At 37.7% G+C, this 23,242-nt stretch carries 26 protein-coding genes and 2 riboswitches; of the genes, 18 read left to right on the forward strand and 8 right to left on the reverse strand.

Annotated elements, in window-relative coordinates; genetic code table 11:
• Nucleotides 1–92 precede the first annotated feature (92 nt).
• The gene (locus tag IWB18_RS08315; RefSeq protein ID WP_195683164.1) at nucleotides 93–269 is read left to right on the forward strand and encodes a hypothetical protein; all 177 of its coding nucleotides are present in this window, start codon (nucleotides 93–95) and stop codon (nucleotides 267–269) included.
• Between the two features lie 20 nt (nucleotides 270–289).
• Here IWB18_RS08315 and IWB18_RS08320 read toward each other — a convergent pair whose 3' ends face one another.
• The 8 genes from IWB18_RS08320 to IWB18_RS08355 all read right to left on the reverse strand — a co-directional run bounded on the left by IWB18_RS08320 (nucleotide 290) and on the right by IWB18_RS08355 (nucleotide 8,870).
• Entirely contained in the window at nucleotides 290–784 is a 495-nt protein-coding gene (locus IWB18_RS08320; protein WP_195683165.1) for a rubrerythrin family protein, read from the reverse strand.
• Between the two features lie 114 nt (nucleotides 785–898).
• Entirely contained in the window at nucleotides 899–2,818 is a 1,920-nt protein-coding gene (gene speA, locus IWB18_RS08325; protein WP_195683166.1) for a biosynthetic arginine decarboxylase, read from the reverse strand.
• Nucleotides 2,819–2,910: 92 nt separating this feature from the next.
• Nucleotides 2,911–3,855: a DMT family transporter gene (locus tag IWB18_RS08330; protein ID WP_195683167.1), complete on the reverse strand. Its 945-nt coding sequence runs from the start codon at nucleotides 3,853–3,855 to the stop codon at nucleotides 2,911–2,913.
• 76 nt (nucleotides 3,856–3,931) lie between these two features.
• Nucleotides 3,932–4,144 (reverse strand): hypothetical protein, encoded by a 213-nt coding sequence (locus IWB18_RS08335; protein WP_195683168.1) that lies wholly within the window; start codon nucleotides 4,142–4,144, stop codon nucleotides 3,932–3,934.
• A gap of 12 nt (nucleotides 4,145–4,156) precedes the next feature.
• Complete coding sequence (locus IWB18_RS08340) at nucleotides 4,157–5,164, reverse strand: ABC transporter permease (RefSeq protein ID WP_195683169.1); 1,008 nt, start codon at nucleotides 5,162–5,164, stop codon at nucleotides 4,157–4,159.
• A 14-nt stretch (nucleotides 5,165–5,178) separates the two neighbouring features.
• Nucleotides 5,179–6,216 (reverse strand): ABC transporter permease, encoded by a 1,038-nt coding sequence (locus IWB18_RS08345; protein WP_195683170.1) that lies wholly within the window; start codon nucleotides 6,214–6,216, stop codon nucleotides 5,179–5,181.
• Between the two features lies 1 nt (nucleotide 6,217).
• Nucleotides 6,218–7,072: an ABC transporter ATP-binding protein gene (locus tag IWB18_RS08350; protein ID WP_195683171.1), complete on the reverse strand. Its 855-nt coding sequence runs from the start codon at nucleotides 7,070–7,072 to the stop codon at nucleotides 6,218–6,220.
• Between the two features lie 112 nt (nucleotides 7,073–7,184).
• Nucleotides 7,185–8,870, reverse strand: coding sequence for a SulP family inorganic anion transporter (locus tag IWB18_RS08355; protein WP_195683172.1), 1,686 nt, complete (start codon nucleotides 8,868–8,870; stop codon nucleotides 7,185–7,187).
• Nucleotides 8,871–9,034: 164 nt separating this feature from the next.
• Nucleotides 9,035–9,134, forward strand: a riboswitch (TPP riboswitch).
• A gap of 61 nt (nucleotides 9,135–9,195) precedes the next feature.
• Between IWB18_RS08355 and IWB18_RS08360 the strand changes: the two genes are divergently transcribed.
• The 17 genes from IWB18_RS08360 to hemL all read left to right on the forward strand — a co-directional run bounded on the left by IWB18_RS08360 (nucleotide 9,196) and on the right by hemL (nucleotide 23,230).
• Entirely contained in the window at nucleotides 9,196–9,939 is a 744-nt protein-coding gene (locus tag IWB18_RS08360) for a TatD family hydrolase (RefSeq protein ID WP_195683215.1), read from the forward strand.
• Nucleotides 9,940–9,953: 14 nt separating this feature from the next.
• Nucleotides 9,954–10,241, forward strand: a complete 288-nt coding sequence (locus tag IWB18_RS08365; RefSeq protein WP_195683173.1) for a thiamine-binding protein — start codon at nucleotides 9,954–9,956, stop codon at nucleotides 10,239–10,241.
• Complete coding sequence (locus IWB18_RS08370; RefSeq protein WP_195683174.1) at nucleotides 10,216–10,983, forward strand: ABC transporter permease; 768 nt, start codon at nucleotides 10,216–10,218, stop codon at nucleotides 10,981–10,983. Before IWB18_RS08365 ends, IWB18_RS08370 begins: the two co-directional genes overlap by 26 nt.
• Entirely contained in the window at nucleotides 10,983–11,966 is a 984-nt protein-coding gene (locus tag IWB18_RS08375; protein ID WP_195683175.1) for an ABC transporter substrate-binding protein, read from the forward strand. The genes IWB18_RS08370 and IWB18_RS08375 overlap by 1 nt, the downstream gene beginning before the upstream one ends.
• Entirely contained in the window at nucleotides 11,935–12,681 is a 747-nt protein-coding gene (locus IWB18_RS08380; protein ID WP_195683216.1) for an ABC transporter ATP-binding protein, read from the forward strand. The genes IWB18_RS08375 and IWB18_RS08380 overlap by 32 nt, the downstream gene beginning before the upstream one ends.
• Nucleotides 12,682–12,744: 63 nt before the next feature.
• A complete protein-coding gene (locus IWB18_RS08385) occupies nucleotides 12,745–13,308 on the forward strand; it encodes an HDIG domain-containing metalloprotein (RefSeq protein WP_195683176.1) in 564 nt (187 codons plus the stop codon).
• 59 nt (nucleotides 13,309–13,367) lie between these two features.
• Nucleotides 13,368–13,844: a phosphatidylglycerophosphatase A family protein gene (locus tag IWB18_RS08390; RefSeq protein WP_207740789.1), complete on the forward strand. Its 477-nt coding sequence runs from the start codon at nucleotides 13,368–13,370 to the stop codon at nucleotides 13,842–13,844.
• A gap of 65 nt (nucleotides 13,845–13,909) precedes the next feature.
• Nucleotides 13,910–14,090, forward strand: a riboswitch (cobalamin riboswitch).
• A gap of 121 nt (nucleotides 14,091–14,211) precedes the next feature.
• Nucleotides 14,212–14,943 carry an energy-coupling factor ABC transporter permease gene (locus IWB18_RS08395; protein ID WP_195683217.1) on the forward strand — a complete coding sequence of 244 codons (732 nt, stop codon included), beginning with the start codon at nucleotides 14,212–14,214 and terminating at the stop codon, nucleotides 14,941–14,943.
• The gene (locus tag IWB18_RS08400) at nucleotides 14,927–15,205 is read left to right on the forward strand and encodes an energy-coupling factor ABC transporter substrate-binding protein (RefSeq protein WP_195683178.1); all 279 of its coding nucleotides are present in this window, start codon (nucleotides 14,927–14,929) and stop codon (nucleotides 15,203–15,205) included. The genes IWB18_RS08395 and IWB18_RS08400 overlap by 17 nt, the downstream gene beginning before the upstream one ends.
• A gap of 1 nt (nucleotide 15,206) precedes the next feature.
• Complete coding sequence (locus IWB18_RS08405) at nucleotides 15,207–15,878, forward strand: CbiQ family ECF transporter T component (RefSeq protein WP_195683179.1); 672 nt, start codon at nucleotides 15,207–15,209, stop codon at nucleotides 15,876–15,878.
• A 9-nt stretch (nucleotides 15,879–15,887) separates the two neighbouring features.
• Nucleotides 15,888–16,739: an energy-coupling factor ABC transporter ATP-binding protein gene (locus tag IWB18_RS08410; RefSeq protein ID WP_195683180.1), complete on the forward strand. Its 852-nt coding sequence runs from the start codon at nucleotides 15,888–15,890 to the stop codon at nucleotides 16,737–16,739.
• On the forward strand, nucleotides 16,687–17,934 hold the full coding sequence (hemA, locus tag IWB18_RS08415; RefSeq protein ID WP_195683181.1) for a glutamyl-tRNA reductase: 1,248 nt from the start codon (nucleotides 16,687–16,689) through the stop codon (nucleotides 17,932–17,934). The genes IWB18_RS08410 and hemA overlap by 53 nt, the downstream gene beginning before the upstream one ends.
• Nucleotides 17,935–17,950: 16 nt before the next feature.
• The gene (locus tag IWB18_RS08420) at nucleotides 17,951–18,559 is read left to right on the forward strand and encodes a precorrin-2 dehydrogenase/sirohydrochlorin ferrochelatase family protein (RefSeq protein WP_195683182.1); all 609 of its coding nucleotides are present in this window, start codon (nucleotides 17,951–17,953) and stop codon (nucleotides 18,557–18,559) included.
• Entirely contained in the window at nucleotides 18,549–19,454 is a 906-nt protein-coding gene (gene hemC, locus IWB18_RS08425; RefSeq protein WP_195683183.1) for a hydroxymethylbilane synthase, read from the forward strand. Before IWB18_RS08420 ends, hemC begins: the two co-directional genes overlap by 11 nt.
• A complete protein-coding gene (gene cobA, locus IWB18_RS08430; protein ID WP_195683184.1) occupies nucleotides 19,451–20,959 on the forward strand; it encodes a uroporphyrinogen-III C-methyltransferase in 1,509 nt (502 codons plus the stop codon). Before hemC ends, cobA begins: the two co-directional genes overlap by 4 nt.
• Nucleotides 20,959–21,963, forward strand: a complete 1,005-nt coding sequence (gene hemB / locus IWB18_RS08435) for a porphobilinogen synthase (protein ID WP_195683185.1) — start codon at nucleotides 20,959–20,961, stop codon at nucleotides 21,961–21,963. Before cobA ends, hemB begins: the two co-directional genes overlap by 1 nt.
• Nucleotides 21,944–23,230: a glutamate-1-semialdehyde 2,1-aminomutase gene (hemL, locus tag IWB18_RS08440; protein ID WP_195683186.1), complete on the forward strand. Its 1,287-nt coding sequence runs from the start codon at nucleotides 21,944–21,946 to the stop codon at nucleotides 23,228–23,230. Before hemB ends, hemL begins: the two co-directional genes overlap by 20 nt.
• Nucleotides 23,231–23,242 lie beyond the last annotated feature (12 nt).

Genomic DNA, 23,242 nt, shown 5'->3' on the forward strand with positions numbered 1-23,242 from the left:
CGGTATTAAATAACAGGCTTGGGCTGTCACATCTGTGATGGCCCTGCCAAGAAAATCATGGCTCTATTTGATGGATGAAGTGGCTCTATTCTATGAAAAAGGGTGCTCTATCCGATGACTATATGCATACAGACCCCGAGTTTTCAAAAAATCTTGTTATTGCAGCTGAAGCAGGTGTGGAAATTTTAGTTTACGACAGTTTGGTTGGGATCGATTATATAAATCTAAACAAAAGGTTGGCAATAAACTTAAAAGAAGCGGCATTCTAATTTGAATGCCGCTCTCAATATTAATATTTGATAAATTTTTCCCCTGGAACTCCGCAAATGAAACATTTGTCAGGTCGAGATTTTTCGATGTTGCCGCATACCGGGCACAAGTAATAGAATACTTCTTTTTCATCATCGATGTTTTCCAATGCTTCTTGATAAAGTCTGGCATGGACTTCTTCAGCCTTTAATGCATAAGTAAATGTTCTGATTGCCTCCTTGTTGCCTTCAGCTTTGGCATCTTCCAGAAATTCAGGGTACATGCTTTGATATTCGTGATTTTCACCGTTTACCGCGTCTTGAAGGTTTTCTGCAGTTCCCTTGATTTTACCAGCCACTTCAAAGTGTTTTAGGGCATGTAAAGTTTCGGCATCACTGGCTGCCTTGAAAAGTTTCGCAGCATTTTTCTTTCCGTCAGATTCCGCTTTTTGAGAATATGCCAGATACTTTCTATTTGCTTGTGATTCACCGGCGAATGCTTCCATTAAATTTTTTAACGTCTTTTGATTTTCCATATAGTCCTCCAGTTTTAAAATATTTTGTCATTTTAAGTGACATTAAAACTCTTATCATTTATACCACATTAAGTAAAAGATAAACAAAAAAGAGATTAAAAAATCTCTTTTAAGTTATCTTTCATAATAGGTGTATCCTCTTAGGCCCAGATCATAGGCTTTCATTATTTCTCTTCTATCACTAGGATCTATCAAACCTTCTCTAACGGCATCTTCAGCAGTTTCCCTAAACCTTTCAAGCATGTCTTTAGGATCGAACTCTACGTAAGAAAGCACATCAGCCACTGTATCACCCTGTATTTCCTTCACAAAATCGTAGTTTCCATCAGGGTAGATCCTTACACTCACAACGTTCGTGTCGCCAAAAAGATTGTGGAGGTCTCCGAGGGTTTCCTGGTAAGCGCCCACAAGAAAAACACCAAGGTAGTAATTATCTCCATTTTCCATGTCGTGTAAAGGTAAAGTGCTTCTTACATCGTGAAGATCGATAAATCTGTCGATTTTTCCGTCACAGTCGCAGGTTATATCAGCGATGATCGCATCTCTTTTCGGCAGTTCATTCAGACGATGTAACGGCATGATGGGAAATAGTTGATCTATGGCCCAACTATCGGGAATAGATTGAAATACTGAAAAATTACAGTAATAAATATCTGCAATCGCACTTTCCAAATCTTCCAGATCCGGTGGAGCATTTTTAAGTTTTTGTTTCTCTTTCGCGATTTTACTGATCAGACTCCAAAATATTTTCTCAGAAAAAGATCTCTCTCTAAGACTGATGGACCCGTGTTTAAACATCTCACGAATTTGGTCTCTGTAGTAGAGAGCATCATTGTAGCACTCTTGAATATTCTTTAAGGTCAACCCTTTGTATGCTTCAAATAGATACTTGATTTGATCCGGAGTTGCTTCATCAAGTTTGTCGGGTAAATCATAATTCTCCAATTTCTCCACATCAAGAACGTTGAAAAGAAGGACTGAGTAGTATGCCACTGTGGTTCTACCTGATTCTGTGACAATAATTGGGTGCGGAATATCACTCGGATCTAAAATTGACATAACAGCTTCAACTATATCAGTGCAATATTCTTCGACGGAGTAATTTCTGCTATTCGTATAATTGGTGTTAGAACCATCATAATCTACAGCCAAACCACCACCCAGATCCAAATATCCCATGGGCGCGCCTTCCTTGACCAACTCTGCGTAGACTCTAGTCGCTTCAAGGACAGCTGATCTAATGTCTCTTATATTGGGGATTTGAGAACCTAGGTGATAGTGCATCAATTTCAGGCAATCCAGCATGCCATAATCGCGCAACTTGTCGACCATTGTAATAACTTGAGAAACGTTTAGCCCGAATATGCTTCTGTCTCCTCCTGAATCAGTCCAGTGTCCGCCCGCTTTTGCAGCCAGCTTGATCCTGATCCCGATATACGGTTTTATATCTAGAGCTTTGGATCTCTCCAATAAAAGATCCAATTCATTGGGTACCTCTATAACAAAAAAACATTTGTAACCCATCTTCACCGCAAAAAGACAAAGGTCGATAAATTCTTCATCCTTATAGCCATTGCATATAAGTGCAGCTTCCTTGTCCTTTAAGAGCGAAAGCGCTGCAATAAGCTCCGGTTTGCTTCCAACCTCCAGCCCGTGATGGTACCTCTGACCAAATTTAGTGACCTCTTCAATAACTTGTTGTTGCTGATTAACCTTGACAGGATAAACACCCCTGTATTTGCCTTTGTAGTTCAGGTTATCCATGGCTTTTTTGAATGATTCATTCAGATAAGAAATTTGAGCATCCAATAAATTTTCAAATCTGAGTAATACGGGCATATCCAGACCACGTTCTCTTATACCGGATATTATATCCATCAAACTTGCAGCTGATTCCTTGTTTTTGGGATAAGGGTTGACCAAAACCTCACCTTTATCCGAAATGGAAAAATATCCTGCACCCCAATTTTTTATGCCATATAGTTCTTCTGACTTTTCCTTGGTCCAACGACCCAAGAGTTCAGTTCTATTCATATTCATTTTCCTTCCATATGATATTCTTTGTTACTACGATATTATCACGGTTTTTTTGTCATTACAATATGATAAGGACCCATACTGATGATTCAGGCTCCTGCATTTTTGTTTTTTATCGGCTTGACAGAATTAACTACATAAATTCCTATGCTTACCAGAAAAAGAGCGGTCAAGTTTACCCAGCTGAACAATTTTTCTTTCAAGAATAATGCTGATAGAACCGCACCAAATATAGGGATCAAAAATTTGTAGATCGTTATTCTGCTAACATTATTATACTTAAAAAGAGTAGTCCATATTGTGAAGGCAGAAGCCGTTAAAAAAGCCAGATAGACAAGCAGTAAAGATGCACGAGGGCTGAAGCCTGTCAAATAAGAGCCGTTTAGCCATGCAATTATCATCATTGTCAAACCGCCAAAAAATAATTGGAAACCGGTTAGAGTTACAGTACTCATATTACTACTGAGTTTTTTGGAATATATGAATCCGATTGAGCCGATTAAAGCTGAAATTATTATAAATCCGTCACCCAGGAAGTTGAAACTTGTGGATATCATGCTGTCGGTCAAATTTACTAAAGCAACACCTGAAAATCCAATGCCAACGCCTACAAACTTTAAAAATGTGAGTTTGTCGTCTCGAAAGAAGAAATGCGCCAGAATAACAGAAAAAAAAGTTCCCGTTGAATTGAGTATTGCACCATTCACCCCGGTTGTGTTGGCCAATCCGACATAAAACAAGGTGTAATTTATGCTGGTCAACAATAACCCCAAAACAAAAATTTTGGGCAATTCTTTTTTTGAAGGGGTAGACAACTTCTTGTTTATGAGAAAATCAAAAATCATAACCATTATTCCGGAAAGTGTAAATCTATAACCTGCAAAAGCGATTTTCCCAAAAATATCCGATTGAGAAATTTCAAATAATTCATAGCCGATTTTCACAGCAGGAAAAGCGCTGCCCCATAAAAGAGTACAAAACACTGCTAAAATAAAAACGTTTGTTTTTTTTGTAAAAAGATTTTTTATATTCATATTTCACCTTTATCTGGAATTTTATCAAAGAGCATTATAACATAAAAAAAGGGCTCATGCCCTTTTTTGAAAAAATTTACTTCCTGAAAACCATCAGCCATATGCCAGCGGCAAAAGCGACAATCGAAAAGATGTAAAAGAATATAACAGTACCTTTTTCACCCAGTATTTTTCTGAACATTCTGATCTTGGCCATCTCCCAAATCGATTTTGGTTTTTTTACAGTCAGTGCAACCACAGCAAAAGAATAAATTATCAAAAACAAACCTAGTAAAGCCAAACCATCCATTAATAACCCTCCTTATTTTAATCCGTGTGCTATTCGCTTTCTCAGAGTAAAAAATAGAATAGCGGTAAGCACAAGGATAATAAAACTGTTTAGAAGTATTTGATTCCACTGCGCAGTCTTAAGCAGAATATCTCTTATACTGTTGTATGCCCAATAAAAGGGAGACCAAAACAAGATAAAGTGCCATTTTTCCGGCAAGTACATGGATCCAAAGATAGAAGCCAATACCGGAACGAAGGTGACTTTCATGCTGGCAATTGCGGCTATGGGTTCATCATTGACAACGCCTATACCAAAACCGACGATAGCACTGATAAATGAAATAGCCAACAAACTTGTCAATAGCATTAGGTAGTTTATACTACCAAAATCAAGGATTAGAATAACAGCTATGGAACCCAGCAGCGCTAGTAACACACCCAAGGAACCTTTTCCGATAATGAATTCTGTTCTGGTGATTGGAGAAACATTCACCGCACTTAATGTGTTGTTCATCTTTTCCTCAACCAGATTTAAAAGGATCATCATACCGCCTAAAACTGTCGTAAATAATATTATAATATTGGCGCCATAAAGTTTTAAGGGTGACATTTCCCAGCCAACATCAGAAAATTCTACAGTGACGGGCAGAACCGTATCTTCACTTAATCCGTATTGATCCAGAATCAACCCCAAAGCTATATGGGCATCTGCGGATTCGTTGCCTTGCATTATAGTTTCAAAACCTTCATTGTTTGAATCATAAACAACCCCATAAACATCATCCAATCTAAGTATGCGATCATTCATTGCTTCCAAGTCGGAAACGTATTCGACATCGAAGTAGGATTCCATATATTCAGAAATATCAGCAGGAGTATCATGTTGCATAACCACGTTTAAAGTGGTAGACTCCACACCGGGCATTAAACCTTTTATTACCAGTGCAAACAAAATTGGTGCTATGCTCAAGTAAATTATTAACCAGTCCCTTGTACCGCTCTTTATATCTCTTCCGATTATCGTCAATATTTTTTTCATTTCAACCTCCCGAACTAAACAGTCAGAGTCTTTTTGAATCTTAGGTTGGCAGCGAAAAAAACCAACAATGCCAAGATCAAAAACAATACCGTTTGCATCCAAATATAGCCAGTGTCGCCATTTTTCAATAGAAGTTCTCTAAAGGCAAACATCATTGGATAAGAAGGAAAAACTTTTATCCAAGCAGGGTTGAAAGATGGTGCAAAGTAAGACAGGGAAGGAAGGACCATTAGCATTACAGCAGCATATAAACCGCCCATGGCTTTGACCATGCTGTCAAAGAAACTGGATACAAACAATCCCAAAGCAGATCCGAATAAGTTGAAGCTGGAAACCATTACTATGAGCAATAGGAAATTAACGTCAGTGCCAGCAAGCATTAATACCGGAATAATAGAAGTGATAAGTCCCATCAACAACATTATCAGCATTTTGGCTGCAAGGTATTGCCATATTTTAACTGGTGCAACTGCATACGCCTTAATGACACCTTCATCTTTGTCGAGAAATATATAGGCAGCAATTATAAACAAACCCATAAGTCCTACGTTTATAGTTAGATATATGGGAAGAATATTTGCACGGTCAGTCAATCTTTGGGAATCAGGTTCCAAAACATCATAGCTCACGGAGCTTTCGAATCCTGGAATCGACGATAAGAATTCACCTTCCACCGTTGATTTTAAGAGTGATTTGATTCTATCATTTTCGTAGCCTTGAAGCACAAAATCGTAAATGATTTCACCAGATCCATTTGATTTGATTTCGATCCCTACAGCAGATCTATCTTTCTCCAGAGAATCCTCCAAAGCAGTTCTTGAATCATACAGAAGAGAATCATCTTCGGAAGTGATTTGCTCCTCGATTTGAGATTTTATTGGTTCATCTAAATTTACGAATGCATTTATCTTTTGTCCAGACTCAAAATTTTCAGGAACAACAAAGAGCATAACAGCAACAAATATAAATGCCAAACCTATTTCTATGTAAAAGTATAGGCCGTTGAAGGAAAGTTTTGCATCTTTTAAAAAAGTTGTCCAGAGTTTTGACATTCTATTTCAACCCCCTGCCAGTTACCTTTATGAATATTTCTTCAAGAGTTGCTTCTTTCGTGTGCATGATTTCAATGTTGCCTCTGCTGATGATGGTCTTTAGCCTATCTTGATCTTCTTTGATGATCAAAGATAGTTGTTCTTTGACTAATTTTCCGTCTTCATTATGTTCGACCGAAACCATTTTTTCACCATACTTTAATTTCAAATTTCTAGGTGAATCTATCAGTTTGATTTCACCATCAATTATAAAAGCAACCCTGTCGCAAAGTTCATCAGCTACGAACATATTGTGAGTAGTAAGGAATACAGTTGTTCCCTTGTTGTTTTCTTCCTTGATTATATCTTTGATTTGGCTGGCAATTGCAGGATCCAAGCCGGTGGTGGGTTCATCCAAAAACCATAATTCAGGTTTGTTTAACATGCTTCTGACAAATGTAAGTCGATGTTTCATTCCTTTTGAAAATTCACCGGCCTTTTTATCTGCTACATGATCAAGACCGACCAACTTTAAAAGTGTTCCTGCATCAACGGTGTTTACATCGAACAATTTAGAATAAAAATTCAAATTTTCCCTTGCGGTGAGTTTGCCGTAAACATTTGACTGCTCAAAAGAAACACCGATTTTGTTGAAAATTTCTCTTTTAGGTTTTTTCATGTCGCATCCGGCAACAGTTACTTCTCCCTTTTGCAACGGCAACAAACCGGTGAGTATGCCTTGTGTAGTTGATTTACCAGCACCGGAAGGTCCTAAAAAGCCAAATATCTCTCCTTTTTCAACTTTAAAAGCAGCGTTTTTTACAGCAAAAGGACCTCCTTTTTCATAAGCATGGTACAGGCCGTTAACATTGATCATTATAATCCCTCCTGATTTACGATGTGTCCTGGTGGTCATGTGACTTGTTAGTCATATTATAATACTCGCATTCAAAGGTGTCAATAACAAGTTAAAAAGGAGTGGTATAATATCAATTTGACAACATTTTGCCGGCCGTCAGGATAGCGTTTTGAACGGTATTAAAGAATTTACCTTCCCCCACAGATTCTATATATCCAGAATTGACAAGAAGTCGATGTGGTTGTGGTTTCAATTCACAATAGAATAAATCTATGTTCATTTCAATGCAACGATGATTGATTCTTCGAAGCGAATTAAGTGCAGTTGCATCCATTATGGGGACATCTTTAAGTTGAAGGATCAAAAATTTTGTTTCTATATTTAACTCATCAAGTACATCTACAAAAGTATTGGCAGCTCCGAAAAATAGAGGTCCGTTTATTTCATACAGCAGGATTTGACTATCCATGTGCTTGTGATAATCTGAAACATCTTCCATGGATTCATGATAGTTTTCCTCAAAAAGGTCCAGATAAGATCTACTTGTATTTTCAATCGCCGTGCTGTCAGCCATTCTCTTGATAAATAATCCCATGGCTACGAGCATTCCGATTTCAATTGCAATGATGAGATCAAATACGACCGTAAGAGTAAATGTCAAAAGAAGAACAGAAGCGTCGCTTTTGGTAGATTTCAAAAGTTCTTTAAAAGATCGCCACTCACTCATGTTGTAGGAAACGACCATCAATATCGCACTTAAGGTGGTCATTGGGATCAAAGAGGCGAGAGGCATAAACATGATCATTATAAGAAAAAGTACCAGAGAGTGTACTATGCCTGCTATTGGAGTTCTGCCGCCGTTTTTGACATTGGCTGCAGTTCTGGCTATGGCACCGGTAGCGGGGATCCCACCGAAAATTGCAGAACCGATATTTGCTATACCCTGTGCTATAAGCTCTGTGTTGGATCGATGTCTTTTTCCGATCATCCCGTCAGCGACCATGGCGGATAACAAGGATTCTATACTGGCCAAAAATGCAATGGTCATTGCGGGAGGAAAAAGGTTTTTTAGTGTATTGACAGAAAGGTCGATAGAAGAAAATTCAACAAAAGATATCTTGTTGGAGATTTCACCAAAAAGACTCCCTATAGTTAAAACATCAAGCTTGAAAATAGATACTATCAGTGTACCGAAGATAAGAGCAACGAGGGATCCGGGTATTGTTTTGTTGACTCTCGGCCATAATACTATTATCAAGATCGAGAGAACTCCGACAAAAATAGTCGGTATGCCCGCTGAACTTGCATTTTCAATATAGACATGCCATTTTTCAAAAAAGTCGGCGGGAACTTCTGAGATATTAAGACCTAAAAAATCTTTTATTTGAGTTGAAAACAGCACAACGGCAATTCCTGAAGTAAACCCGATGGTGATGGGGTATGGGATGTATCTTATCAAATTTCCAAACTTTAAAAGGCCAAAAGCTATCATTATCAGTCCAGCCATAATTGTAGAAATAGTAAGTCCCTGTATGCCGTATTCTTGGATTATTCCGTAAACAATTATTACAAAAGCTCCGGTAGGACCACCGATTTGAACTCTGCTGCCACCAAAAAATGAAATTAAGAACCCGGCAATAACTGCAGTGACCAGGCCTTTTTCAGGATCGACTCCGGAAGAAATCCCTAAAGCGATCGACAAGGGCAGCGCTATTATGGCTACGATTATCCCGGCGATAATGTCATCTTTGATTTGTTTCTTGTTAAGTGACGGATTTTTGGTTTTGATCATAGATAAAAGTTTTGGTTTGAACATTGTTTATGCCTCCATTGTTTAAAATTCAACTAATTCTACGACTTTTAAATAACCCTGTCAATGGATGGAGAATGTACTTTGATGTTTTATTGAAAATCGATTGAAAATTTTCAATTCAGGTTGTTTATTTAAATTACATATGATATAATCGGTTCACAAGTAAATATATGTGCTAGGGGTGCCTTTTGGCTGAGAGAAGTTTATCTTTAACCCTTTGAACCTGACGCGGTTAGAACTGCCGGAGGAAAGCTTATTTAAAAATCCCAAGCACTGTAGATATTATGGTGCTTTTTTTCTGTTTAAATCAAAAAAGAGGTGATTTTTGATGTATGTAGACGCACATACCCACTTGGAGCAGTTCGAAGACAAAATAGGTGATGCCATAAATAAAATGGAAAAAGATAAAATCATGTCTGTTGCATGTTCTATGAATCCCGGATCTTATGAATACTCAAAGAAATTTGCCGAAGGCAAGGATCTCATAATACCCGCATTCGGCATCCACCCCTGGGAAGCTCACAAATTCGTCGATGATTTGGATGTTTTTGATTCATGCATAATGGAATCACAGTTGATTGGGGAAATCGGACTGGATTTTTACTGGATCACAAACAACAAATTTTATTCATATCAGCGTAAAGTGTTTGAATATATGCTTTCAAGGTGTCAAAGATACGAAAAAAGTCCCAACATGCATACTAAAGGAGCGGAGTCGGAGATTCTCGAATATCTGATGAGATATGAAATCAAAAATCCGATAATTCACTGGTATAGCGGACCTAGGGATGTATTTGAAAAGCTAGTGGATAGAGGTTGCTATTTTACAATTGGAGTGGATGTATATAACTCTAAAATTACGCGGGATCTGGTCAAATCGTTACCTAAAGATAAAATTTTGACTGAAACAGATGGTCCTGATGCATTGAAGTGGATTAACGGGAAAAGGGGATATCCCAGTGAAATCAAGAAGGTAGTCAGAGAAATTTCCATATTGTTGAATATGGATGAAGAAGAGATCAAAAGTCAAATATATGATAATCTTACGAAAATATTATCTCAATCAAAATAGGAGGAATAATAATTATGAAAAATGTTAATGTCAGCCTTCAAATCATTCCAGTGGTTCCTGAAGAAGAAATATATCCAGTAGTTGACAAGGTGATCGATATGATCAAGGAAAAAGGAGTGATTTATGTAGTTGGTCCAATGGAGACTACCATGGAAGGTGATTATGAAGTTCTCATGAATATCGTAAAAGAAGCGCAAGAAATTTGCTATGATTTGGGAGCAGATAGAGTTCTTGCTGTAGTAAAAATAGACTCGAAAAAAAATGGGGTCACCATAGATGAAAAAATTTATAAATACAGATAAAATCTATCCTGCAATTGGAATTTTCGGTATTTTGATTATTTGGCAGGCATTGGTAGTGATCAGACAAACACCGATGTACATTTTACCTTCACCCATCGATATCGGTCTTGCTCTTGTAAAAGACTGGGATTTAATCTATTATCACTTGATCGTTACAGTTTATGAATCACTTGCGGGATTTGCGATTTCCATAATCCTTGCATTTCTTATATCGATTTTTATGGATAGTTTCAATTTTATTAAAAAGTTACTATACCCGATTTTGGTGATCTCGCAAACCATACCCATAATAGCCCTGGCGCCGCTTTTTATTATTTGGTTCGGTTTTGGAATGATGCCTAAAATCGTTACGGTGGTGATCGTGTGTTTTTTCCCTATAGCCATAAATTTGGTGGATGGTATGGACAGCATTGATGATGACTACCTTAAACTTTTCAAATCGATGAAAGCAAGCAAAATTCAAACTTTATATCATTTGAAATTGCCTTTTTCCATGGTCTATTTTTTCTCTGGGCTGAAAATAGGTGCTACATATATGATCATGTCGGCGGTCATAGGTGAATGGCTCGGTGGAGATAGAGGTATAGGAGTTTATATGTTGAGAGCTAAAAATGCATATGCCCTTGATAGGGTTTTTGCCTCCATTGTTGTAATTGTAGGATTGAGTATATTACTCATTACATTGATTGAGTTAATGAGTAAAAAAATTTTAGTTTGGCAAAATGAAAGGGATGAAGAATAATGAAAAATTTTAAAATTACTTTTACATTGTTATTGCTGGTCTTAGGACTAATTGCGTTTGCTGGATGTGACGGAACAAAAAATGAAAAAACTACCGTCATATTGGATTGGACTCCAAACACGAATCATACCGGTCTTTACGTGGCACTGGAGAAGGGATATTTTGAAGAAGAAGGACTGGACGTAGAGATCGTTCAACCCATGGAAGGTTCCTCTACAACTTTAGTGGCAGCAGGGCAGGGTGATTTTGCAGTTAGCTATCAAGAGGATGTGACATTTGCGCTCACGGGCAAAGAGCCTCTTCCGGTAAAGGCTATTGCAACAATAATTCAGGAAAATACTTCAGGATTTGCTTCAAGAAAATCTGAGAATATAACTACAGTTAAAGATTTCGAAGGAAAGGTGTACGGAGGCTGGGGATCACCTTCTGAAGAAGCGATACTGAAGGCGGTTATGGAAAGTGCTGGAGCAGATCATGAAGCTCTGAAAAATGTAAATATTGGTACGGATGATTTTTTTGCCGCTACAGAAAAAGAAATCGATATAGTATGGATTTTTGAAGGTTGGACAGGTATCGAAGCCGAATTAAGAGGCGTTGACTTGGATTATATGCCGTTGAAGGATCTTGACGAAAGATTGAACTACTATACACCAATACTTATAACCAATAATACATTGATCGATGAAGATCCTGAAAAAATAGAGGCATTTTTAAGAGCTGCTGAAAAAGGATACATGTATGCCATCGACAACCCTGAGGATGCAGCAGAGATATTACTGAAAAAAGCACCGGAACTTGATAGAACCTTGGTAATTGAAAGCCAAAAATTCCTGGCAGGACAATACATGAAAGGTGTAGAAAAATGGGGGGACATGAAAGGATCCATCTGGAAAGATTATTCGGATTTTCTGATGGAAAATGGTCTTCTCGAGAGGGAGTTGGAAGTTGATAATGCCTACACAAACGAATTCCTCCACAAATAAGCCTGAAGAAGTCATAGTTCTAAACAACGTCAAAAAAACCTTTGGTCCGATGACTGTTTTTGAAGATATTTCACTTCATGTAAATAAAAACGAGGTCGTTTCAGTATTGGGTTCAAGCGGAAGCGGAAAAAGCACGTTGTTTAATATTATAGCCGGATTGTATGGTGTAGATGAAGGAATTGTTAAAGTTAAAGGTAGCATAGGGTACATGCAGCAAAAGGATCTGCTGTTACCCTGGAAAACCGTCTATGACAATATAGCTTTGCCCTTGAAAATTAAAAAAGTTGCCAAAGAAGATATAAATATGAAAATACAAAAATATCTTCCAGTTGTGGGTTTGCAAGGTTATGAAAATAAATACCCATACCAACTATCAGGTGGAATGCGCCAAAGAGCGAGTTTTATGCGAACATTGATGACTGCAGAGGATATAATGCTTTTTGATGAAGCGTTTGGTTCACTTGATTCGGTGACTAGAGGCCAGATGCAAAAATGGCTTCTGGAAATGAAGGATATTTTGGGGAATACAGTGCTTTTTATAACCCACGATATAGATGAAGCAATTTATTTATCGGATAGGATTTATGTTTTATCAAAAATACCGGCAAAAATTCAAAAGGAGATAGTCGTGGATTTCCACAAGGATGACAAGGACAAAAGACTTTTGTCTCACAAATTGTTGGAATTGAAAAGTGAAATCCTGAAGCTTTTGTAAGAAGTTTGTGTTTGTAAAACCGCTGAATAAGCTCTATAATATAGAGAAAAAGAGGTGGTAGATTTGGGTTACATACCTACGATGGAAGAAGCTCAAAAGTTGTTGGAAAAATACAATCAGGATTCTTTTCTGCTTAAGCACGCAAAAATAGTTTCAGGAATATTGGGTTATTATGCCCAAAAAAAGGATCCTGAAAATGAAGAGTTCTGGAGAGTTGTTGGACTATTGCATGATTTGGATTTTGAAAAATATCCTCAGGACCACTGTAAAAAAACTGCAGAAATATTGCAGGAAAATGAAATCGATGAAAAACTCATTAGAGCAATTGTCAGTCACGGTTATGGAATCGTCACCGACGTTAAACCCGAGCTTGAAATGGAAAAAGTTTTGTTTGCGACCGATGAATTATCAGGTTTGATAGGAGCTACAGCCATTATGAGACCTTCTAAGAGCTTGAGTGACTTGGAGGTAAAGTCGGTTATGAAAAAATTCAAAACGCCTGGGTTTGCCAAAGGTTGTTCAAGAGAGGTCATCAGTCAAGGAGCTGAGATGCTTGGTTTGGACATCAAAGAATTGATCCAGGAAACCATAGATGCGATGCGAGATATGGGAGATGAAATCCTGTAGAAGTGTACTATCAAAATTCAAAATGGAAAGGGGTACATGCAACGATGGGACGATACGATATGGAAAAATTGTACCACATGACTGTGGAATCGATGGAAAAAAGAGGTGTACATCTTGAGGATATTGCAGAAATAGTAGTTTTTTTACAAAAGGATTATCACCCGGATCTTACATTGGAAGAAAGTCTGGAAAATATCAAGGCGGTTGTTTCGAAGCGTGAAACTATACATGCCATATTAACAGGCATATCTTTAGACGAGATAGCCGAAAAAAAGCTTTTGCCTCAACCTTTGCAGGAAATAGTTGAAACTGATGAATCCCTGTACGGAATCGATGAAATACTGCCGTTGTCCATAGTTAACCTATATGGGACCATCGGTTTGACAAACTACGGGTATCTTGACAAGGAAAAAATCGGCATCGTAAAAAAATTGGACACAAAAGTTGGAAGCAGGGTCAATACTTTCATGGATGATTTAGTATGTGCGATAGCTGCAGCTGCTGCAAGCAGAATTGCCCACTCTGACAAATATTAACAAGCAAAAAATTCATAGTTAAAAAGGTATTGATAATTAAATGCCTTTATGGTAACCTAATTACATAATTTAATAGAGATAGAGGTTCTTAAAGATTAATAGGGAATGAGGTGAAATACCTCAGCAGCCCCCGCTACTGTGAGGATAACGAAACTGAACGCATCCACTGCAACTTGACGTTGTGGGAAGGAGTTTAGGATTAGGATGATTCCGAGCCAGGAGACCTGCCTGTATCCAAGATTTGTAAAGCTTCGGAGGGAAGAGATTTGCATTAAATGGGATACATAATTCTGTTTAACCAAGACCCGGCATGGAGCCGGGTCTTTTTATGTTTCCTCCAAGAAAAAAAGAGAGGATGAGAAAAATGATCAAAAAGAAAAAACAGATTTTCGTATTGTTAATGTTCGCAAGTGTCCTTTTATATCAGGACGGAGTAAAAGCTATGCATATTATGGAAGGATTTTTGCCGGTGAAATGGGCTTTGTTTTGGTTGGTTGCAACCTTGCCGTTTTTTATTTTGGGGTTGAGAAGGCTGAATGCAATATTCAAAGACGAACCTGAAAAAAAATTACTGGTAGCGCTGGCAGGTGCGTTTGTATTTCTACTTTCGGCTCTTAAGCTTCCATCAGTCACGGGGAGTTGTTCCCATCCTACGGGAACCGGTTTGGGTGCCATCTTATTTGGGCCTTCCGTAATGTCGGTTCTAGGAGTTATTGTACTTTTATTTCAGGCTCTGTTATTGGCACATGGCGGATTGACAACTATTGGAGCAAATGCATTTTCTATGGCGGTGGCAGGACCTTTTATAACGTACGGTTTATTCCTGCTCCTCAGAAAATTTAAAGTGAATTTGTATCTTTCGGTATTCATAGCAACCGCCACAGGAAATCTGGCCACATATGTTATCACTTCTTTACAACTAGGGTTTGCGTTTCCGGATCCATTGTCAGGGATAATAGGTTCATCCTTGAAATTCATGGCTATTTTTGCCTTGACTCAAATCCCCATAGCTATGGGTGAGGGACTATTGAGTGCGCTGATATTCAACAAAATTAAAGACAATGAGAAAGAAGGGATTTTATATGAAGAAATCTACTAAAATATTTATTCTGCTATTACTGGTGGCTTTGGTGGTAGTTCCCTTGAAACTATTGCCCGACGCTGAATTTTCTGGTGCCGATGGTGAGGCAGAGGGTGTCATTCAGCAAATCGCCCCTAGCTATGAACCGTGGTTCGAACCTTTGATAGAGCCGGCAAGCGGCGAAATAGAAAGTTTTCTGTTTGCCTTGCAGGCCGCAATAGGAGCCTCTGTTATAGCATATTATTTGGGATACAGGAAGGCCAGCAAGAAAAATGCTTAGCATGGACCGACATGCATACTCAAATGGATTGACTGATGCAAACCCGTTAAAGAAAGGTGCTTTTGCTGGAACACTGCTTGGAATTGCACTTGTATTCGACATTTCAACACTTCATCTCTTGATAGCCCTAGGTACTTCGATCATTGTGATAATAATGGGAAAAGTCGATTTTAGAGTTTATCTGAAACTTTTCATGATTCCAGGATCATTTTTAATTTTAAGTATCCTTACACTGTTGGTTTCGATTTCCACTGATCAAAAAAATTTTTTGATCAGTGGAGAAATTTTTGGGTTTTACTTTGGTGTTGTTAAAACTTCCTTGTCTTTGTCATGGTTGATATTTACAAGGTGCCTTGCAACTCTATCCATAGCATATTTTACTGCACTTACCATACCGGTCAATCAGATGGTGGTGATAATGAAAAAGTTAAGACTTCCCTCTGTATTGATTGAATTGATTGTTTTAATGTATAGGTTCATAAATATTTTCATAAAATCATTTTATGAAAGCTACAACGCTTTGATACTAAAGAATGGATTTGCTGATTTAAGGAAATCTCGAAAATCGATATCTTTGCTGGCTGCAATGATGTTCAATAAGATTCTTGGGGGTTATAAAGATTGGCGAGTAGTTTTGGAAACAAAAAATTTTAATGGTGATTTCCATGTTTGAGAGGGAAAAATGATAAAGGTTAAAGGTTTAAGTTATGTTTATAAAGACGGGAGCGTCGCATTAAAAAACATGACGCTCGATTTCAACAACGGAAATGTGATCGGAATCATAGGAGAAAATGGTGCCGGAAAATCGACTCTTTTTCTTAATATTATGGGAATACTAAAGCCTGGCACAGGTGAAATCCTGTATAAGGATTCCCAAATTTCCTATGATAGAAATTACCTGAAAAATTATAGAAAAAAAATAGGGATTGTATTTCAGGATCCTGACAAACAGATTTTCTTTTCGAACGTGTACGATGACATTGCTTTTGCATTGAGAAATTCAGACATTCCGGAAGACATTGTCAAGAATCGTGTTCTTGATGCACTTGAAGATACGGACTTGTTGGAAGTTCAAAAGAAACCCGTGCACTTTTTAAGTTATGGTCAGAAAAAAAGGGTTTCTATAGCAGGTGCAATGGCCATGGATTGTGAAATCATTTTGTTTGACGAACCTTCTGCCGGCCTTGATCCGTCAATGAGAGAGAAAATCATAAATATAATTCACAATCTGAAAAGCGAAGGTAAAAAAGTTATAATCAGCAGTCACGACATGGACTTTATATATAAGGTTACAGATTATATTTATGTTTTGAAGGATGGAAGCAATGTTTTAGAGGGTGATCCGTCGGAAGTTTTTCTTAATGATGATAAACTCAAGGAATGCGGCCTGGAACAACCCTGGCTGATCAAGATTCATCAAAATATGAAAGTTCCGGCTTTTAAAGAGGAATACGAGCTTTATAAATATTGGAGTGAAATCAATGAAAATAGCAATAATTGGAATGGATTACAAGGCAGCCCCCATAGAGATTAGAGAAAAAGTGTCCTTTGAAACGGTCTCTAAAAAGATCGATTCATTAGAATACTTGAAGTCCGAAGGTGTCAACGAATCCGTTATCATATCCACATGTAATAGAAGTGAAGTATATTTAGCATCAAAGGATTTGAAAAACGCTATCAAAGCTGCTTTGAACTTGTATGAAAACAGCTTGGGAAATGAAGTGATAAAAAGGTACCTTTATATCAAAGAGGAGCAGGAGGCTGCTGAGCATCTTTTGGGTGTTGCAACAGGTTTTGACTCAATGGTTTTGGGAGAAGATCAGATTTTAGGTCAGGTTAAGGACGCCATTGAATTTTCAATGGAGAATGGATTCAGTTCCAAAATTTTAAATAAACTTTTTAGAGAGGCCGTAACTTACTCCAAATTCATTAGAACCAAATTTAGATTTTCGGAAAATCCATTGTCTACATGCTATACGGGAATACAGTTGATAAAAAATAATTCTTGCGGAATCAAGAATAAAGACGTACTTATCATTGGAGCAGGAAACATGGGTAAACTGGCTTTGAAGCATGTTTTGAATGAGGAGCCCAACAGAGTATTCATGACAAATAGAAGGCATGAAAGATTATTGAATGCAATTAAAGGGATTGAAGGTGTTTTTCCAATAGAGTACGCAAACAGACATGATATTTTAAAAGAAACGGAAGTTTTAATTACTGCTACCGCTTCGCCACATATAATTTTTAAAGCAGAGGATATGTCTGATATAAAAAATGAACTCACTATTTTGGATCTTGCAATGCCCAGAGATGTGGATCAGTCGATTAAAGACATGAAAAACATTACATTATTTGATATTGATGATTTGAAACAGGTGGTCGACGAAAATCTTGAGTACAGAAGACGAGTAGTTAGTGAATGCACTTCCGATATTAAGAAAGAAGCCGAAAAATTCATACACTGGAAAAACACCTCAAGGCTGGATCCGCTTTTGAATTATATAAATAGGAAATGTGAAGAGGTCAGAAACAATACTCTATCATACCTGGAGCAAAACACAGAATTAACAGAAAGCCAAAGAGAAGAAATAGGCAATTTCGTGATGTTGGGTTTGAAAGAACATTTCAGAAAGCCCGTATTAAAATTAAAAAAACCGGTAGTTTTAGATGAGTATCAAGACTTAAGAAACGCTTTAGAGCGATTTTCAGAAGGCAACGGTGGGTGAGATGGGATATCCTGTGATGATTGATGTAAAGGAAAAAGAAATTTTGATAGTTGGTGGTGGAAGTGTCGGATTGAGAAAATCAAAAAAATTGCTTAAGGAAGGAGCCTATGTAAAAGTCTTATCAAAAGACATCCATCCAGACTTTGAAGAATTAAAAAAACGGTATCCAGAAAAGCTTTCTTTGATCAAAAAAGAATACAAAGAATCGTATTTGAATGGGGCTTATTTGGTTTTTGCTGCAACTTCTGAAATAAGAATCAATGAAAAAATTAGAATGGATTGTAGTCTAAAAAAAATTTTATGCAACAATACTTCGAATCAGCGTAATTCAGATTTTTATAATCAGGCTTACATGACAAAAGACGATCTAACAATATCCGTATCCACTAATGGAGGATCACCCGGAGCAGCAAAAAAAATTCTCGAGTACTTGGAAAGCAGCCTTGACAATGATTTATTGATCAAATTGAAAGAGCATTCAAAAATTAGAAAGTATATTATTGAAAATTACAAAGAAGGCAAAACGAGAAAAATGCACTTGAATACTTTGTTAAATACAGAAATGGAAAAATTGAAAATATTCAGGGATAAATTAATGAGTGAGGAGATTGATAATGAATATTAAAGTAGGCACCAGGGGTAGCAAATTGGCTGTGACTCAGACAAAAAAAGTAATGGAAGACCTTAAATGTATTCATAAAGATTTGGAGTATGAAATTATTATTATTAAAACTACCGGAGATAAAATCCAAGATGTCAGTCTTGATAAATTGGGTGAGAAGGGGATTTTCGTAAAAGAAATCGAAGAGGCCCTTCTCGCTAAAAAAATAGATCTTGCAGTTCACAGTATGAAAGACATGCCGGGAAAACAACCTGAAGGACTTTTCTTTTCTGCAGTTCCCAAGCGTGAAGATCCAAGAGATGTTTTGATCATGAATCATGGTTACAAGACTCTCGATGATTTGCCGATAGGAGCAAAAATAGGCACAGGAAGCAAGCGAAGGTCTTACCAATTGCTTAAATTAAGAGAAGATCTTCAGATAATGCCTATTCGAGGAAATGTAGAGACCAGGATCAAAAAAATGAAAGAAAATGATTATGATGGAATTATCATGGCAAAGGCCGGTTTGAACAGGCTTGGATTAACAAGTGAACTGAGAGGGACGTTATATGAATTCGACACTGATAAGATGATACCATCACCGGCTCAAGGGGCTTTGGGGCTCGAAATCAGAAGTGACGATTTAACTTTGCATGATATTTTAATGAGTTTGGAAGACAAGGAATCAAGGATCCAAATAGAAGCTGAGAGGGGATTTTTGATCGAAACAAAAGGTGGTTGCCATGTTCCTATAGGTGCATGTTGTAGCGTGGAAGGCGGCAAACTGACATTAGAGTGTATCTTTGGAAAAGAAGATGGAAGTCGACTTGTACGTAAAAATATTACAGGTGAGATCCAAGATGCATTTAAATTAGGAGTCGATTTGGCAATTCAGGTCAAGAAGGAGTTGGAAATATGAAAAAAGGCAAGGTTTATATAACGGGTGCAGGACCTGGAGACGAAGGATTGATAACCGTAAAAGGGATGGAATCGGTAAAAATAGCCGACGTTATCGTTTACGACAGATTGGCAGGCGGCAACCTGTTGAAATATGCAAAAGAAGATTGCGAATTCATTTATGTTGGGAAACAATCCAGTAATCATACTAAGACTCAGGATGAAATCAATGAGATTATTTTTCAAAAGGCAGCGGAAGGAAGAATAGTAACCAGACTCAAAGGCGGAGATCCTTATGTATTTGGAAGGGGCGGAGAAGAAGGTGAATATCTTAGGGATAGAAATATAGAATTCGAAGTCATCCCGGGAATCACATCGGCTATTGGTGGCCTTGCATACGGAGGAATACCAATCACACACAGAGATTATGCTTCAGGATTCCATGTAATTACCGGGCATTTGAAAGAAGAAGATAGAGAACATGATTGGGAGACGTTGGCAAAACTTCAAGGAACATTGGTATTCCTTATGGGAATGGCACAATTGGAAAATATTACATCCAACTTGAAAAATAATGGGATGGACTCAAAAACACCGGTAGCACTAATCAACTGGGCTACAACCTGTAAGCAAAAAACCGTAACAGGAACGCTGGAGACCATCTGTGATGTAGCGAGAGAAAACAAAATATCTTCTCCCGTATTGATAGTTGTTGGAAAAGTCGTTGAATTGAAAGAAAAGTTGAATTTTTTCGAAAACAGACCATTGAGCGGAAAGAGAATAATGGTTACAAGGGCTCGAGCACAAACCAGTACTCTGTCTAAGAAAATTCAAGATCTGGGCGGCGAGGTGATAGAGTTTCCTATGATCAAGATCAAAGAACTTGATACCGACAAAAAAACAAAAGAATCCATCGTGAACATTGAATCTTACGATTGGATGATTTTCACAAGTCAAAATTCAGTTAATATTTTCTTCAAAAAATTGTTTGAAGAAGGCTATGACTTAAGAAAAATCGGAAATGTTAAGATTGCAGCCATAGGGAATGCGACAGCTGATGAACTAAAAAAAATGCACATCAAAGCAGATTTGATACCTAAGAATTTTGTAGCTGAATCATTGTTTGAAGAACTTAAGGTAATTTTAAAACCGAGTGATAGAGTATTATTGCCCAGAGGGTTAAGTTCTAGAGAAGTATTGTTCGAGAGTCTTTATTCCATTTGCATAGTAGACGAAGTGAAAATATACGAAACCATAAGGGATAATGAAATAAACAACATAAAAATCCAAGATTTGCTTTCAGATGACCAAATTGACTGCATAACATTCACCAGCTCATCGACAGTAAAAAATCTTGCACATATCCTCGGTGAAAATATGGATTTGCTGAAAAAATCCAAATTATATTCTATAGGTCCAATTACTTCAGAAACTTTGAATGAATATGGCTCTTTTTCATACTGCCAGGCCAGCTCATACGATGTTGACGGCTTGATAGAGGCGATTTGCACGGATGGAGGGTTATAATGGAAATCAGCAGAAGACCAAGGAGACTTAGAAGTAATGAGATCATCCGAAGAATGGCAAAAGAAAATTTTTTAAAGATTGATGATTTGATATACCCATTGTTTGTTGACGAGTTGGAGGAAAACAAAAAAGAAATCAAATCCATGCCGGGTCAATACAGATATTCATTGGATGAACTGGTCAAGGAGTGTAAAGCACTCATTGATATTGGCATCAACAAAATTATTTTGTTTGGGATTCCCGGGACAAAAGATGAAATTGGATCCCAAGCATACGATGACGATGGAATAACACAAAGAGCTGTCAAGACCATTAAGGAGAATTTCGGAGACAAGATTTATATTCTGACTGATGTTTGCCTATGTGAATATACATCACATGGTCATTGTGGTTTGATCGACAACAAAGGAAAGGTTTTAAATGATCAGACAGTAAAACTGCTTGCTAAAACTGCATTGAGTCACGTCAAAGCGGGAGCCGACATGGTAGCGCCTTCTGATATGATGGATGGAAGGATCAAAGAAATCAGAAAAGAATTAGACGATAACGGGTACACTGATATTCCAATCATGGCATACAGTGCAAAGTATGCATCATCATATTATGGTCCTTTCAGGGAAGCGGCGGATTCTGCTCCTTGTTTCGGAGATAGGAAAACTTATCAGATGGATACGGCAAATCAAAAGGAAGCTTTGACGGAAGTTGCTCTGGATATTGAAGAAGGAGCTGACATTGTCATAGTCAAGCCGGCCTTGGCCTATTTGGATGTTGTAGCGAAAGTAAGAGAAAATTTTTCTATTCCAGTAGTTGCGTACAGTGTTAGCGGAGAATACTCCATGTTAAAAATGGCGATTGAAAACGGATTGTTGAACAGCGATATAGTTTTCGAGTCTCTGTTGTCCATAAAACGTGCTGGAGCAGATATGATCATAACGTATTTCGCAAAGGAAATAGCCGAATCTTTAAAAAGAAAGGACAAGACTTATGAAATTTACCAACTCTAAATCAATATATGAAAAATCAAAAAACTACATACCAGGCGGCGTGAATAGCCCTGTTAGAGCATTTGGCAGTGTGGGAATGAATCCGATTTTCGCAAAAGAAGCCTTCGGAAGCAAGATAGTAGATTTGGATAACAATGAATTTATTGATTACATATCGAGCTGGGGTCCTTTGATATTGGGTCATGGAAGCAAAATTGTCCACGAAGGAGTTGAAGAAGTATTTCAAAAGGGAATAACGTATGGATTATCGACGGAAAAAGAACTAAAGCTTGCAGAACTGATCACTGAGTTGTATCCGTCAGCAGAAATGGTCAGGATGGTAAATTCAGGTACTGAAGCAACTATGAGCGCTATAAGATTGGCGCGAGGCTACACGGGAAAAGAGAAAATTTTGAAATTTGAAGGTTGTTACCACGGTCACTACGACGGCCTTCTAGTAAAAAGTGGTTCCGGTGCACTGACTTTCAACATGCCAACAAGCAAAGGACTTACAGAGGGTATAACAAAAGACACCTTAGTAGGCCGATTTAATGACATTGCAGATTTGGAAAGGATATTTGATAATTTCGGTAATAAAATTGCGGGTGTGATCATCGAGCCGGTCGCAGGAAATATGGGAGTGATCGGTGCAGATGAAAAATTTTTAAAAACACTACGAAAGTTAACAATTGATCACGGTGCTTTGCTGATATTTGATGAAGTAATCACAGGATTCCGTCTAGGATTGGAAGGAGCTGCCGGTTATTATGGAATAAAACCTGATTTAGTATGTTTCGGTAAAATCATAGGTGGTGGCTTGCCGGTGGGAGCGTATGGTGGAAAACGAGAAATAATGAAAGAAATCTCGCCCATGGGCGGGGTATACCAGGCAGGCACTTTGTCGGGAAATCCCCTTGCAGTACATATGGGTTACAACTTGTTGAATCATTTGAAAAACAACACGCAAATATTCAAGCAAATCGAAAACATGGCCAAAGATTTGGAAAAGGGGTTGGCTGAAAGTGCCCAAAAATCAGGAAAGAAAGTTACAGTAAACAGGGTGGGAGGAATGCTGGCTGTATTTATGAATGATGGCCCGGTAAACTCATTTGAAGATGTAATGAACTCAGACACGAAGCTGTTTGAAAAATATTTTAAGGGAATGCTTAAAAGGAATATTTTGTTGCCACCTTCACAGTTTGAAGGATTGTTTTTATCGGCAGCCCATTCCACGGAAGAAATCAAATATACGATCGAATCCAGTTATAAAGTATTTGAACTAATATAAAGGATGGTGGGA

Source organism: Alkalibacter mobilis, assembly GCF_015594845.1.
In the GTDB taxonomy this organism is placed as follows: Bacteria; Bacillota; Clostridia; order Eubacteriales; family Alkalibacteraceae; genus Alkalibacter; species Alkalibacter mobilis.

What these genes read in the sequence shown, in the direction of transcription:
- IWB18_RS08350 (WP_195683171.1), bottom strand. Translation starts at nt 7,072, where the DNA reads ATGATCAATGTTAACGGCCTGTACCATGCTTATGAAAAAGGAGGTCCT.
- IWB18_RS08330 (WP_195683167.1), bottom strand. Translation starts at nt 3,855, where the DNA reads ATGAATATAAAAAATCTTTTTACAAAAAAAACAAACGTTTTTATTTTA.
- speA (WP_195683166.1), bottom strand. Translation starts at nt 2,818, where the DNA reads ATGAATAGAACTGAACTCTTGGGTCGTTGGACCAAGGAAAAGTCAGAA.
- IWB18_RS08380 (WP_195683216.1), top strand. Translation starts at nt 11,935, where the DNA reads ATGCCTACACAAACGAATTCCTCCACAAATAAGCCTGAAGAAGTCATA.
- IWB18_RS08355 (WP_195683172.1), bottom strand. Translation starts at nt 8,870, where the DNA reads ATGTTCAAACCAAAACTTTTATCTATGATCAAAACCAAAAATCCGTCA.
- IWB18_RS08410 (WP_195683180.1), top strand. Translation starts at nt 15,888, where the DNA reads ATGATAAAGGTTAAAGGTTTAAGTTATGTTTATAAAGACGGGAGCGTC.
- IWB18_RS08360 (WP_195683215.1), top strand. Translation starts at nt 9,196, where the DNA reads ATGTATGTAGACGCACATACCCACTTGGAGCAGTTCGAAGACAAAATA.
- hemB (WP_195683185.1), top strand. Translation starts at nt 20,959, where the DNA reads ATGGAAATCAGCAGAAGACCAAGGAGACTTAGAAGTAATGAGATCATC.
- cobA (WP_195683184.1), top strand. Translation starts at nt 19,451, where the DNA reads ATGAAAAAAGGCAAGGTTTATATAACGGGTGCAGGACCTGGAGACGAA.
- IWB18_RS08365 (WP_195683173.1), top strand. Translation starts at nt 9,954, where the DNA reads ATGAAAAATGTTAATGTCAGCCTTCAAATCATTCCAGTGGTTCCTGAA.
- hemC (WP_195683183.1), top strand. Translation starts at nt 18,549, where the DNA reads ATGAATATTAAAGTAGGCACCAGGGGTAGCAAATTGGCTGTGACTCAG.
- hemA (WP_195683181.1), top strand. Translation starts at nt 16,687, where the DNA reads ATGAAAATAGCAATAATTGGAATGGATTACAAGGCAGCCCCCATAGAG.
- IWB18_RS08340 (WP_195683169.1), bottom strand. Translation starts at nt 5,164, where the DNA reads ATGAAAAAAATATTGACGATAATCGGAAGAGATATAAAGAGCGGTACA.
- IWB18_RS08390 (WP_207740789.1), top strand. Translation starts at nt 13,368, where the DNA reads ATGGAAAAATTGTACCACATGACTGTGGAATCGATGGAAAAAAGAGGT.
- IWB18_RS08345 (WP_195683170.1), bottom strand. Translation starts at nt 6,216, where the DNA reads ATGTCAAAACTCTGGACAACTTTTTTAAAAGATGCAAAACTTTCCTTC.
- IWB18_RS08400 (WP_195683178.1), top strand. Translation starts at nt 14,927, where the DNA reads ATGAAGAAATCTACTAAAATATTTATTCTGCTATTACTGGTGGCTTTG.
- IWB18_RS08370 (WP_195683174.1), top strand. Translation starts at nt 10,216, where the DNA reads ATGAAAAAATTTATAAATACAGATAAAATCTATCCTGCAATTGGAATT.
- IWB18_RS08420 (WP_195683182.1), top strand. Translation starts at nt 17,951, where the DNA reads ATGATTGATGTAAAGGAAAAAGAAATTTTGATAGTTGGTGGTGGAAGT.
- IWB18_RS08335 (WP_195683168.1), bottom strand. Translation starts at nt 4,144, where the DNA reads ATGGATGGTTTGGCTTTACTAGGTTTGTTTTTGATAATTTATTCTTTT.
- hemL (WP_195683186.1), top strand. Translation starts at nt 21,944, where the DNA reads ATGAAATTTACCAACTCTAAATCAATATATGAAAAATCAAAAAACTAC.
- IWB18_RS08405 (WP_195683179.1), top strand. Translation starts at nt 15,207, where the DNA reads ATGGACCGACATGCATACTCAAATGGATTGACTGATGCAAACCCGTTA.
- IWB18_RS08315 (WP_195683164.1), top strand. Translation starts at nt 93, where the DNA reads ATGAAAAAGGGTGCTCTATCCGATGACTATATGCATACAGACCCCGAG.
- IWB18_RS08320 (WP_195683165.1), bottom strand. Translation starts at nt 784, where the DNA reads ATGGAAAATCAAAAGACGTTAAAAAATTTAATGGAAGCATTCGCCGGT.
- IWB18_RS08375 (WP_195683175.1), top strand. Translation starts at nt 10,983, where the DNA reads ATGAAAAATTTTAAAATTACTTTTACATTGTTATTGCTGGTCTTAGGA.